The 12,689-nt window shown below is 51.9% G+C and carries 11 protein-coding genes; 8 read left to right on the forward strand and 3 right to left on the reverse strand.

Annotated features, from left to right (window positions below; genetic code table 11):
* Nucleotides 1–21: 21 nt before the first annotated feature.
* Nucleotides 22–1,314: an aminopeptidase PepB gene (gene pepB / locus ACYVIC_RS00570; RefSeq protein WP_460856310.1), complete on the reverse strand. Its 1,293-nt coding sequence runs from the start codon at nucleotides 1,312–1,314 to the stop codon at nucleotides 22–24.
* A gap of 247 nt (nucleotides 1,315–1,561) precedes the next feature.
* Between pepB and dksA the strand changes: the two genes are divergently transcribed.
* The 8 genes from dksA to ACYVIC_RS00610 all read left to right on the forward strand — a co-directional run bounded on the left by dksA (nucleotide 1,562) and on the right by ACYVIC_RS00610 (nucleotide 8,294).
* On the forward strand, nucleotides 1,562–2,011 hold the full coding sequence (dksA, locus tag ACYVIC_RS00575; RefSeq protein WP_068232704.1) for an RNA polymerase-binding protein DksA: 450 nt from the start codon (nucleotides 1,562–1,564) through the stop codon (nucleotides 2,009–2,011).
* Between the two features lies 1 nt (nucleotide 2,012).
* Entirely contained in the window at nucleotides 2,013–2,906 is an 894-nt protein-coding gene (gluQRS, locus tag ACYVIC_RS00580) for a tRNA glutamyl-Q(34) synthetase GluQRS (RefSeq protein WP_460856312.1), read from the forward strand.
* 192 nt (nucleotides 2,907–3,098) lie between these two features.
* Nucleotides 3,099–4,499 carry a polynucleotide adenylyltransferase PcnB gene (pcnB, locus tag ACYVIC_RS00585; protein ID WP_460856315.1) on the forward strand — a complete coding sequence of 467 codons (1,401 nt, stop codon included), beginning with the start codon at nucleotides 3,099–3,101 and terminating at the stop codon, nucleotides 4,497–4,499.
* Nucleotides 4,496–4,996, forward strand: a complete 501-nt coding sequence (gene folK, locus ACYVIC_RS00590; RefSeq protein ID WP_460856317.1) for a 2-amino-4-hydroxy-6-hydroxymethyldihydropteridine diphosphokinase — start codon at nucleotides 4,496–4,498, stop codon at nucleotides 4,994–4,996. The genes pcnB and folK overlap by 4 nt, the downstream gene beginning before the upstream one ends.
* A gap of 53 nt (nucleotides 4,997–5,049) precedes the next feature.
* The gene (gene panB / locus ACYVIC_RS00595) at nucleotides 5,050–5,841 is read left to right on the forward strand and encodes a 3-methyl-2-oxobutanoate hydroxymethyltransferase (protein WP_460856318.1); all 792 of its coding nucleotides are present in this window, start codon (nucleotides 5,050–5,052) and stop codon (nucleotides 5,839–5,841) included.
* A 5-nt stretch (nucleotides 5,842–5,846) separates the two neighbouring features.
* Nucleotides 5,847–6,689 carry a pantoate--beta-alanine ligase gene (gene panC / locus ACYVIC_RS00600; protein ID WP_460856320.1) on the forward strand — a complete coding sequence of 281 codons (843 nt, stop codon included), beginning with the start codon at nucleotides 5,847–5,849 and terminating at the stop codon, nucleotides 6,687–6,689.
* A 107-nt stretch (nucleotides 6,690–6,796) separates the two neighbouring features.
* Nucleotides 6,797–7,777 carry a catalase family peroxidase gene (locus ACYVIC_RS00605; protein WP_460856322.1) on the forward strand — a complete coding sequence of 327 codons (981 nt, stop codon included), beginning with the start codon at nucleotides 6,797–6,799 and terminating at the stop codon, nucleotides 7,775–7,777.
* Nucleotides 7,770–8,294 carry a cytochrome b gene (locus tag ACYVIC_RS00610; RefSeq protein ID WP_460856324.1) on the forward strand — a complete coding sequence of 175 codons (525 nt, stop codon included), beginning with the start codon at nucleotides 7,770–7,772 and terminating at the stop codon, nucleotides 8,292–8,294. Before ACYVIC_RS00605 ends, ACYVIC_RS00610 begins: the two co-directional genes overlap by 8 nt.
* Before the next feature lie 12 nt (nucleotides 8,295–8,306).
* Here ACYVIC_RS00610 and ACYVIC_RS00615 read toward each other — a convergent pair whose 3' ends face one another.
* Together ACYVIC_RS00615 and ACYVIC_RS00620 are read right to left on the reverse strand one after the other, a co-directional pair.
* Nucleotides 8,307–10,664 carry an SLC13 family permease gene (locus tag ACYVIC_RS00615; RefSeq protein WP_460856326.1) on the reverse strand — a complete coding sequence of 786 codons (2,358 nt, stop codon included), beginning with the start codon at nucleotides 10,662–10,664 and terminating at the stop codon, nucleotides 8,307–8,309.
* On the reverse strand, nucleotides 10,661–12,610 hold the full coding sequence (locus ACYVIC_RS00620; protein WP_460856328.1) for an SLC13 family permease: 1,950 nt from the start codon (nucleotides 12,608–12,610) through the stop codon (nucleotides 10,661–10,663). Before ACYVIC_RS00620 ends, ACYVIC_RS00615 begins: the two co-directional genes overlap by 4 nt.
* Between the last annotated feature and the right edge of the window lie 79 nt (nucleotides 12,611–12,689).

Genomic DNA, 12,689 nt, shown 5'->3' on the forward strand with positions numbered 1-12,689 from the left:
CCCAAATTATCAGCAAGCGTTTTATACTTCACCAAGTAGTGTCGCGCATATGGTGCGAATACCTTGCCCTGTTGCCCCTGCCGCCCAGTAAGCAGTGTTGCTGCTGTTATAGGCTGCGGCAAGATCAAAGTGCAGCCAGCCCGCACCATTTTTAGGCACAAAACGACTTAAAAAACCCGCCGCGTTACTGGCACCGCCGGCGCCACCACCTTTCACAGGTTTGCTGTTGGCTGTATCTGCAAAGGGTGACGGACATTGTTGTTGGTGCCATAACTCCAGCGGTAACTGCCAGGTAGGCTCCTCTACTTGCTCAGCATAGGCTAACGCCTTTTGCGCCAGCGGTTTATCTAATGCAAACAAGGCATTGTATTCTGCCCCGACAGCTATCATGGCGGCGCCGGTAAGTGTAGCGGCATCTATTATCAGGCCTGCACCGGTTTCTGCAGCACACATCAGGCCGTCGGCCAGTACCAGGCGTCCTTCAGCGTCAGTGTTAACAACCTCGACCGTGATTCCATTTTTATAGGTAATAATATCGCCCAGTTTATAAGCGTGACCACTGATAAGATTTTCGGCACAGCATAAAATCAGCTGCACTCTTTTATTCAGACCCTGCAAAATAGCCAGCGCCAAAGCAGCAGTAACGGTAGCAGCACCGCCCATATCGCATTTCATGCCAAGCATGCCTTCGGTGGCTTTAATTGAGTATCCACCGCTGTCAAACGTAATCCCCTTACCTACCAGTGCGGCAGCAACTGGCGCATCGTCGTTGCCTGAGGGGTTATAATCCAGCACTAACATCGCAGGTTTTCTATCGCTGCCACGCCCTACGGCATGTAAACCATGCCAGCCAGCAGACAATAACGCATCATCAAGCAAAATCTTACTCGTAACGCTGCCAGGCGCCGCAACACTGTTAATAAAGGCAACAGCGTGTTGTGCCAATGCCTGCGGATACAACTGATCCGGTGTCTGATTAACCAGATCTTTTGCCCAGCTAAAACAGCGCTCCAACTGTGTCAGCTCGGTTAGGGTTGCAGCATCACCACAAAAACTAACACCACCTGGTTTTTTCGCCGAACAATAGCCCTGATAAAACGCCCACTGCAACGGCAGTGTCCAGTGCTCACCACTCAGCTCTACCTGCGTAAGCCCCAAGCTATCCAGACTGCGGGCAGCCCTTTGCACACTGCGCTGTGTATCATTAGTGTTCAGATGGATTTGATAACCATTGCGGGTTGGCGTAAACAAAGCCTTGCCCCACTTTTCTTCTGCTGCTGCTGCCTGTAGTGTAATTTGTACAACGTCTGTCATACTGGCCCCTGTATAATTGGTCGTTAGGGTAAAGGGTGATATCGGGCAGTGTATCATAAGCTCCCCCCCACCAAATAACCCCCTTAACGAATGAATAACGCGCGTTTAGCGCATTTGCCGAAAACAGATGACGTAATTATAAGAGCTCTGTATACTGCCGCGTCTTTTTAAATCTGATTGCGATGCCGGCAATATTCTGCTATCTATAGCCGCCATATTTTTGCTGGGCATTTTACAGGAGATGATTATGCCAGAGGGCAATACTACCAAAACGCTGGGTTTACTGGCCCTTGCAGGCGTAGCGCCATATCAGGAAGCTGTCGGGGAAGAGTACATGAACCCGAAGCAACTGGAGCATTTCCGCCGCATTCTTGACGCCTGGCGTCAGCAGTTGCGCGAAGAAGTTGACCGCACCAAAAACCACATGGCAGATGAAGCTGCTAACTTCCCGGATCCGGTAGATCGTGCCGCTCAGGAAGAAGAATTCAGCCTGGAATTACGTGCCCGTGACCGTGAGCGCAAACTGCTGAAGAAAATTGAAAAAACACTGCAGAAAATTGAAGACGAAGACTTTGGTTTTTGCGATACCTGTGGCATTGAGATTGGCATAAAACGCTTAGAAGCCCGTCCGACTGCAGATATGTGTATCGACTGCAAAACCCTTGCAGAAATCAAGGAAAAGCAACTGGGCGGCTAAGATGCCCGTTGCACTGCCTTGCTACATCGGCCGGTTTGCGCCATCGCCTTCCGGCCCGCTTCATTTCGGTTCCCTTATTGCTGCTGTTGGCAGCTATCTGCAGGCTAAAAGCCAACACGGTAAGTGGCTGGTGCGTATGGAAGACATCGATAGCCCTCGCATGGTCGCCGGTGCAGACAGCAATATCCTGCATACACTAGAACAATTTGGTTTACATTGGGATGACACTGTACTTTACCAAAGCCAGCGATTAGAGCGTTACCAGCACATTTTACAGCAACTAAAACGGCAACAATTGATCTATGGTTGCACGTGCAGCCGTAAACAAATAAGCGACATGGGCGGTGTGTACAATAGCCATTGTGCCAAATTTCAGCTAAGCAGCGAACCCTTGGCATGGCGGTTGAAAAGCAGCAATGTTGCAACAGCATTTGATGACTTAGTGTTTGGCCATCAACGTGTTGATAGTGCGCTGGCGCAAGAAGACTATATAGTGCGCCGCCGCGACGGTTTGTTCGCTTATCAGCTGGTGGTTGTAGTTGACGACATCGATCAGGGTATCACGCAGGTGATCCGCGGTGCAGATTTACTGCAAATGACACCCCGGCAACAGGCACTATGTCAGCTTTTAGGTGCTAAACCGCCACAGTATGGCCATTTGCCACTGGCGGTGACCAAACCCGGTTTTAAGCTTAGCAAGCAAAACCATGCCTCAGCGGTAATGCAGTGGCCAGCGCGGGAAATGCTGACCAGAGTGTTGAGCTTTCTTAATCATACGCCACCCGCGGAGCTACAACTGGCGCCGGTGCAAGAGCAGTTAAGTTGGGCCATATCGCACTGGCAGCTTAATAAGCTACCCGCGCAGCTGGAAATAATCAGCACAGAATTTCGTTAAGAACCCAGCGGTGTTGCGTTCTTTTTTTATTGCAGCTGCGGTATTATTAGCCGTTTTTTTCAGTGCCACAATTTGGCACCGGCAACCGCAATATTTGTCAGGAGAATAACCATTATTTCGCGAGTGTTAGATTTTTGCCGCCGCACCTTTGGTGGTAAAACCAAACCCAACAAAGCCCTTAAGGCTAACACGGTGAAACCGCAGCATAAGCAGAGCACTGCGTCAGAGCGGCGCAACCACAGCGCGCCTGGTGCAAGCCGGCTGCCAGACGTGGTGCGCATAGGCCGCGACAAGCACGGTATTTCACGCAAAGATATCAGCCCGAATGCGTTAAAAGTGTTGTATCGTCTAAAAGATGCCGGCTTCGATGCGTATTTGGTTGGTGGTTGCATCCGCGATTTACTGATGGGCATTCAACCAAAAGATTTTGACGTGGTAACCAATGCCAAACCTGAGCAGGTAAAGCAGGTATTTCGTAATTGCCGCTTAATCGGCCGGCGCTTTCGTTTAGCGCACGTGGTATTTGGCCGGGAAATTATTGAAGTCGCCACTTTTCGTGGCCACCACAGTGGTAGCGAAGATGAAGACGATACCGCACCGAAGTTAAAAACTGCCAGTTTAAGCGATCATGGTCAGATCCTACGCGATAACGTCTATGGCACTATTGAGGAAGACGCGGAGCGACGTGATTTCACCTTAAATGCACTCTATTACTCAGTGAACGACTTCGCCGTGTATGATTTTGCCAATGGCATGCAAGCTATTAGCGAGCGCAAAATTGAACTGATTGGTGATCCGGAAACACGTTATCGTGAAGACCCGGTGCGTATTTTGCGCGCCATTCGTTTTGCTACCAAGTTAAACATGCAAATCTCCGCCGCCGCCGCAGAACCGATACCGCAACTGGCGGCCTTGCTGAAAAATGTGCCCGCCCCGCGTCTGTTTGACGAATTAGTTAAAATGCTGCTGGCCGGTAAAGCCTTTGACAATTTTATGCTGATGCGCGACACCAGAGTGCTAAAGCAACTGTTACCACAACTCGATAAATTGCTAAAACAAGAACCGGAAGGCAAAGCCTTTACACTAGCAACACAGGCACTGCAAAACACCGATGAGCGTGTGGCGGCGGATAAGCCTGTAACACCGGCGTTTATTTTCGCCGCCCTACTTTGGTATCCGGTTGAAGTACGTGCTCAGGCGCTGATGATCGACGGCTTAAGTGAAATTGACGCGCTGAATATCGCTATGACTGAAGTACTGGACGATATCCAGCGTACCATTGCTATCCCGAAACGTTTTACCCTGGCCATGCGTGATATCTGGGCGCTGCAAAGCCGTTTAACTAAACGTGCCGGCCGTCGCGCCTTTAAGTTACTCGAGCAACCTAAATTTCGTGGTGCCTTTGACTTTTTGCAACTGCGTGCCCGTGCAGAAGGCGGCAATCTTACAGAGTTGGCCCAATGGTGGGACAGTTTTCAGTTCGCCGATGAAGCTGAGCGGCTACGGTTGATCAATCAGCTGGGCAAAGAGGGTGTCGACAAAGGTCCGCGGCGCCGGCGTACTTATAAACGCAAGCCAACGGCCGGGCAATGACGCCGCAACGCTGTTATATCGGTTTAGGTGCCAATCTTGAGCAACCATTAGCGCAATTGCAGCATGCGGTGGCTGCGCTTAAGCAGTTGCCGCACAGCTCGCTGGTGGCGGTGTCTGGCTTTTACGGCTCAAAACCAATGGGGCCGCAAGACCAGCCGGATTACGTTAATGCCGTTGCCGCTATCGATACTACGCTGAGTGCAGAGCAGTTACTGGATGCATTGCAGCAGATAGAGCAACAACAGGGCCGCACACGCAAAGCAGAGCGTTGGGGTGCGCGTACGCTGGATTTGGATATTCTGCTTTACGGTAATCAGGTTATTGCCACTGAGCGTTTAACGGTGCCGCATTACGGCCTGCGCGTACGCGAATTTGTGCTGTATCCCCTGTTTGATATTGCGCCACAGCTTAGCCTGCCAGACGGTACTGTATTATCCTCTTTACTGGCGCAGGTACCGCTTAACGGCCTGCAAAAACTTCACAGCAGTTGCAGCTAATCGCACTTTGTGCGATCTTGCGCGTCCTGCGTTAATGGTCGGATGAGAAGATTATGGCTAAGATCACCACTGCCGTATTACAGAAAATGAAGCAGCAAAGTGACAAGATCACTATGCTGACGGCCTATGATGCCAGCTTTGCTAAGTTATTTGCCGAACAAGGCGTCGACGTGCTGTTGATTGGTGACTCCTTAGGGATGGTACTGCAAGGCCACGGCGATACTCTGCCGGTCACTATCAGTGATATTGCCTACCATACCCGCGCCGTGCGCGCCGGTGCGCCGGATGCCTTTGTTGTCGCCGATATGCCGTTTATGAGCTACGGTACGCTGGAACAAGCGCTGCAAAGTGTGGTGCCACTGATGCAAGCCGGTGCCAATATGGTAAAACTTGAAGGCGGCGACTTTTTACTGCCTACGGTAAAAGCGCTGACCGAACGCGGCGTACCGGTATGCGGCCACCTGGGGTTAACACCGCAGTCGGTGCATATTTTAGGTGGCTACAAAGTGCAGGGCAAAACCGATGCCGCCGCCGATGCGATGCTGGCGCAAGCTAAAGCCTTGCAAGATGCCGGTGCACAATTGCTGGTAGTGGAATGCATACCTACAGCTCTAGCCAAACGCATCACAGATGCGTTAACCATTCCGGTTATTGGTATTGGTGCCGGCAACGTTACCGACGGTCAGGTGCTGGTAATGCACGACTTACTCGGCATTAGCAGCGGCTATATTCCGAAATTTTCTAAAAACTATCTGGCGCAAACCGGTGAGATAAGAAGCGCTATTGCTGCTTATGTCAGCGAAGTGAAAAGCCAGACCTTTCCTGCCAGCGAACACAGTTTTTAAGCCCGATGAAGATCATTAGTTCTGTTCCGGCCCTACGGGCTCAAATAAGTGGCTGGCGCCAAAACGGCGAGCGCATTGCCTTTGTGCCCACCATGGGCAACCTGCACAATGGCCACTTAAAGCTGGTTGATATTGCCAAAAGCCGCGCGGATCGCGTTATTGTCAGCATCTTCGTTAACCCGATGCAGTTTGGCAAAAACGAAGATCTCGACAGCTATCCGCGTACGCTGGAGGCCGATTGCGCCGGTTTAACCGCCCACGGCGCCGATGCGGTATTTACGCCAACGCCGGAGCTGATATACCCGCGCGGCCTGGACGTACAAAGCTATGTTGACGTACCGCTGCTGGGCGATCTGCACTGCGGTGCCAGCCGTGCCGGCCATTTCCGTGGCGTATCCACCATTGTTTGTAAGCTGTTTAACCTGGTGCAACCGGATATTGCCTGTTTTGGCCAGAAGGATTATCAGCAACTGGCGATTATCCGCCAAATGGTTACCGATTTATCCCTGCCAATTGAGATTATCGGTGTACCAACCGAGCGCGCAGCAGATGGCCTGGCGCTGAGTTCACGCAATGGCTATCTAAGTGCAGAGCAGCGCGCCAAAGCGCCGGCGCTGTATAAGATATTGCAACAGCTTAAAGCCGGCATTGATGCTGGCAACCACGACTACCGGGCACTGGAGCAACAGGCTAAACAGCTGCTGAGCGCAGCGGGTTTTGTGCCTGATTACGTTAATATCAGCAATCAACACAGCCTGCTGCCGGCGCTTGATGCAAACGAGCCCAAAGTGATCCTGGCTGCCGCCAGATTAGGTACCACCCGCCTGATTGACAATCTGGAGCTATAAGTTTTAGTTGTTGAAAGATAATACTCACACTACCGGTCCTTGTGGGCTGGTAGTGTTTTTCCGGCCTGTCTTCAGCCGAAGATAAAAGCCATAACGAGTATTTTCTTATGACGCATCTGTATTTAGCACTATTACTATTACCGGCAATTGGCTTAAGTGCGCAAACCCCTCCGAGGGTTTCGGCGCAGCAGTTTGTCGACTTACAGCAAGGCAACACAGCTTTTGCAGGCTTTCGCCGCGCCCATGCTAAAGGCCTCTGCGTCAGTGGCGAGTTCAGATCAAACGGTAATCTGGAACGTTACAGTAAAGCCAGCTTGTTTCAGCCTGGCGCTACGCCCTTTGTTGGCCGTTTATCCATCGCCGGCAATAACCCTACCGCCCCCGATTTAAAAGCGCCGGTGCGCAGCCTGGCATTAAGTTTCAGCCTCAGCCGCACTGAGCAATGGCGGCTGGCAATGAATACGCCACCGGTAATGGCAGTTGCCGATCCGCATAGCTTTTATCGGCAAATACAGGCCATTCAGGCCGGCCCTGCAGCAATAAAACAATTTTTTGCGCAGCATCCTGAAAGTAAAGAATTTCTGGCCTGGGCAGCCCAGTACCAGGCTACCGGTAGCTTCGCTGCTGAAACCTATCACAGTATTAACGCTTTTTATTTGGTTAACGGCGACGGCGATCAACAAGCGGTCCGTTGGGCAATGCAGCCAACCGAATCAGTAACCGCGGGCAACCTGCAGGGTGATGATGCGCTGCAACAGGAAATAGCCACGCGGATTGCGGCTGATCAGGTGGTATTCGATTGGGTGTTTACCCTGGCAGATGCCGCAGATGATGAAACTAATTCAACCAAAGCATGGCCTGCAAGCCGCCCACAGATCTCTGCCGGACAAATAGTCCTTACCGGCACCAAAGCGCAACTTGATGGCGACTGTCACGCTATAAATTTTGATCCGCTGGTATTACCTACTGGTATTACCGCAACCGCCGACCCTATTCTGCGGGCGCGTTCTGCAGCCTATGCAGAATCCTACCGACGCCGGGCAAAAGAGCAGCTTCAAGGTGCGTTACAGGAGAGTGGCAATGAGTAAGCCGGCACAGTTTTCGTTGTCCATGCGGGTATTGCACTGGGGTATGGCGGCGCTGGTTTTGTCAATGCTGGCCGCAGGCCTGTTAATGATCCGCTCACTTGAGCCCTGGCAACTGACCATCATCACCTTCCATAAAGTATTTGGGGTGATGGCTGTAGTTCTGGTCGCCGTGCGGCTGCTTAACCGCATGCGACACCAGCTACCCGCCCTACCTGACGGCTTATCCGCGTTACAAAAAACAGCGGCCACGGCGTCACATTGGCTGTTGTATAGCTTGCTGTTCGTTATGCCCGTTTCCGGCTATTTAATGCAATATTTTGCCGCCAGACCGATAGAGGTGTTTGGCTGGTTTCGTCTACCGGCCGCATTGCAGGTTGATATTTACTATTATGCGCTGTTTCGTGAACTGCATGGCTGGCTGGCCATAGCACTAACAGCCGTAATAGCACTGCATGTTGGCGCGGCTCTGCACCACCATTTTATTCGCAAGGACAACGTATTAAAAACTATGTTGTAACCCCTGTGGCCGCTAAGGCGCCGTTAGCGGCCAAAATAGCGGCAATAAGGCCATGGTAATAATAAACAGCAGCAGGCTTAACGGCCCGCCGACTTTTAAATAATCGACAAAACGATAGCCGCCCGGCCCCATTACCAGTGTATTGGCGGCGTGTGACACCGGGCTGGCTAAACTGGTGGCCGCTACCGCCACCACCATCATGGCACTGTGACCACTGACGCCAAGTGCCGTACTTAACAGCAGACCAATTGGCGCCATAATCAACACCAGCGCCACGGTGGGTACCACCAGGGTGCCAAGCGCTGTAACCAGGTATAAGCCCGCCATTACCGCCAACGGGCCAAATTGGCCTAACCCTGCCTGCACTCCATCCGCTAGCCAGGCCGCGGTACCGGAGTGCTGCATTGCCAACCCCAGCGGCAGCATACCGGCGATGAGGAAAATTGAGCGCCAGTCGATGGCAGCATAAGCTTGCTCCATGGTTAAGCAACGGCTGGCTACCATTAATGTTGCCGCCAGAACAGCAGCCAAATAAACCGGCAACACGCCGGTTACGGTTAGCAATACCATCAATGCCATCAGCCCTGCTGCCAATGGGGCCTTACTGACATTAACCGGTTTTACCTGCACCGGGTTCATCACGATAAGATGTTCGCTGTCGGTCAGCATTGCCAGCCGCGGGCGCGGGCCGACAATTAACAGCGCATCACCGGCTTGCAGTATCATACTGCCCAGCGCAGAGCGATAAGCGCGCCCCTGACGCCAAATAGCAGACACCTCGACTTTGTATCGTTTGTCCAGCTGCAGTGCATTAACGCTCTGACCAATATATTTGCTACGTGGGTGCAGCGTGGCCTCTACCAGTTCCAGTTTACCTTTGGCGAGTAAATCCAGATAGGGCGACATATCGTCCAGCCGCTGCAACTCTTTAAAACCGCGTAGAATGTCGAGGTCCTCTTCGCGGCCCTGGATCAACAATAAATCGCCGGCTTGCAATTTATCGTCAGAGTGAAACTGCTGCATAACCTCACCCTGGCGGAATAAACCCAGCAGCCGAAAGTCAAAAGCGTCCCCCAGCCGGTTATCGGCAAAACTGCTGTCTACCAGCGGACTGTCGGCGGGCAGGCCCAGCACAAACAAACGCTCTTCCAGCTGATACTGCTGCTTTATCTCATCTGCGCCCAATAACTGTAAGTTACTAAACTCGCTGTGCTTGTTTATCTGATCCACGGCACTGTGGCTGCCCTGCACCAGAATTTTATCACCAGCGGCCAGCGATATATCAGTCAGCCGGGTACGCAATGTTTGGCCGGCGCGCTTTATCGCCAACACGTTCAGCTGATAATGCTCGCGAAAGCGATAATGCTGCAGTACTTCACCTACCAGACTGCTGTCAGCAGCAACATCCAGTTCAGCCACGGCACTGGCCGCCAATAGCTTTTCGTGTAATAACGGTGCTTCGCGCTCAATGGTTAACGAGTTCCAGCTACGTAGCCGTTCAAAGCGGCTGAACTTGCCCTGAGCCAGCACAATATCGCCGGCTTTAAGTACGGTATGCCGGGATGGCAAGGTAAAGGTTTCATTGCCCCTTGTCAGGGCAATAACCATCAGGCCGGCAGTGTTAATCAGGCCCGACTCTTCCAGCGTGTGTCCGGCCAGTAAAGACGGCGTTGGCAAACGCAAAGCAAAGATCCGCTCTTGCAGGCCATATTGCTCACTGAGGTTTTTACTGCCGGTCAAACTAGCACGATCAGGATCGGTATCAGGCAGCAGATGCCGGCCGATAAAGGCAACAAACAAGGTGCCGGCTAATAATACCGGCAAGCCAATCAGGGCAAAATCAAATAAGTTAAATCCTCGCTGGCCGGTTTTTTCCAGTGCAATGCTGACCAATAAATTAGGTGGCGTACCAATTAAGGTAACTAAGCCACCCAGCATGGCGCCAAATGCCATAGGCATTAATACTTTGGCCGGCGATATACCGCAGCGTCTGGCGGCCTCTACCGTTACCGGCAGCAATAATGCCACCACGCCGATATTACTCATAAACGCGGATAACACGCCGGCAACCAGCATAATAACCACGATCATCTGTGTTTCACTGTTACCGGACAAACGAATAATCCTACGGCCAATACCATCGGCAATGCCGGCGCGGGTTAAACCCTCACTCATAATAAACATGGCCCAAACCGTGATCACCGCAGGGTTGCTAAAGCCACTGACCGCTTCTGCCGGCGACACCAGCCCCAGCAAGGCCAGCACACATAACACCAGTAAGGCGACAACATCCATCCGCAACCAGCCGGTAACAAACAGCAGCAGTGCCGCGGCCAGTATTATTAATACCAGAGCAATTTCCAGTGTCATAACGGCCAGAACACCAGCAGTAAGGGCATGGCGACAACTATAACTAATAACTCCAGCGGTAACCCCAACCGCCAATAGTCACCAAATTTAAAGCCGCCGGGCCCCAGTATTAAGGTATTGTTCTGATGGCCTATCGGCGTCAAAAATGCGCACGACGCGCCTATGGCTACCGCCATCAGAAACGAATCAGCATTAACGTTCAGCGACATAGCAGCGCCAATAGCAATCGGGCACATCACGGCTGCCGTTGCTGCGTTGTTCATTAAATCTGATAAAAACATGGTAATAATCAGTACCATGGCCAGTGCAACAACCGCATTCCCTCTGGCGACATATTCCATCAATATGCTAGCAATCAGCGCTGCAGTGCCGGTAGCTTCCATGGCCCCGGCAACCGGAATTAACGCGGCCAGCAGTACTATTACCGGCCAATCTATCGCGGCGTACACTGAGCGCGGCGGCACCGTTTTAAACACCATTGACGCCAGCACACCCATGGCAAAAGAAATCGCCGCCGGTAACAAGCCAAAAGCAGCGCCAGCCACCGCGGCCAACATAATTATTGCAGCGAGTGTTGCCTGGCGCTTATCGGGAATTTTTAACTCTCTTTTTGCCAGTGGCACGCAGCCATAATCACTGGCAAATTCCAGCACGCTTTCACTGGTTCCTTGCAGTAATAATAAGTCGCCCGCTTGCATCCTGAAATTGCGTAAGCGTGACTTTGACCGGGCGCCATCGCGCGACACTGCCAGCAAATTCAGACTGTAGCGCGAACGCAGCATGATGTTGGTAGCAGAGCGCCCCTGTAAACTTGATTCCGGCCGCACTACCAACTCCATCAGCACGATATCCTCACCGCTTTGTGACTTAGCATCCAGTATCTTGTCCGGCGTTGCCTTTGCGCCGGAAGCGCCTGCCTGGCTATTTTCCTTCTGATCAGAGGGCAAGTTTTCAGCATCGTCTTGCTCACTTTTAGCCACTTTTTCCACTGTTACAGACTCTTCCAACTCCAAACCCAGAGCAGACAACACTGTGCCTAACGAATCAACCTCAGCTTCCAACACCAGAATGTCGCCGGCGCGGATCACACGGCCGCCACTGGGTGCATTAATTTTTACATTGTTGCGGATAAGACCGACAATTTGTGCGCCACTATCATCAAACTCATTTTCTATGTCATATAAACGCTTATCGGCAATTTTGCTTTTTTCTGTTACCCGTGCCTCCGTCAAATAAGCGCCGGTTTCAAAGCCCTCAGTATCGGCTTGCTTACGCGCCGGCACTAAGCGCCAGGCCAACACCACAAACACGCAGCCAGTCAATGCAACGGCAAAACCTACCGGCGTAAAATCGAACATACCAAATCCATAACCACCCTGCTGTGCCCGAAATCCGGAGACAATTAAATTGGGAGGTGTACCAATCATGGTTGTCATACCGCCCAAAATAGTACCGAACGCCAGCGGCATCAGTATCTGCCCGGGAGGCACCTCAAGGCGGTTGGCAACCTGCAGTGCCACAGGCATAAGCAGTGCCAACGCCCCAACGTTGTTCATAAAGCCCGATAGCAACGCGCCCATCCCCACCAGGGCCGCCATGCTCACAATTAAGCCGGCATTTTTCGGTATGGCATGGCGGGCAAGCACGTCCACCGCACCGGAGCTTTGTAAGCCCGCACTTAACACCAGCACACATGCCACAGTAATGACTGCCGGATGACCAAAGCCATTGAAAGCGATTGCAGGCTCGATAACACCACCAAGGACACACGCCAGCAAAGCAGCCAGCGCCACCATATCGTGGCGCCAACGGCCCCATAAAAACATGCCGATAGTGACCAGTAAAATCAGCATAATAATGCTTTGCGCCGTCGTCATAATGCCTTCCGCGGGTTGATTAAACTCTCTGCAGCTAAGTTGTAGCAGCCACATGTATTGATTAATCATTTACAACATCAAGACAGAAAAAATGTCACAGATCAAGTTATAACATTACTGATGGCTATACTCTGTAGCAAATATGTTT

Source organism: Rheinheimera gaetbuli (assembly GCF_054781935.1).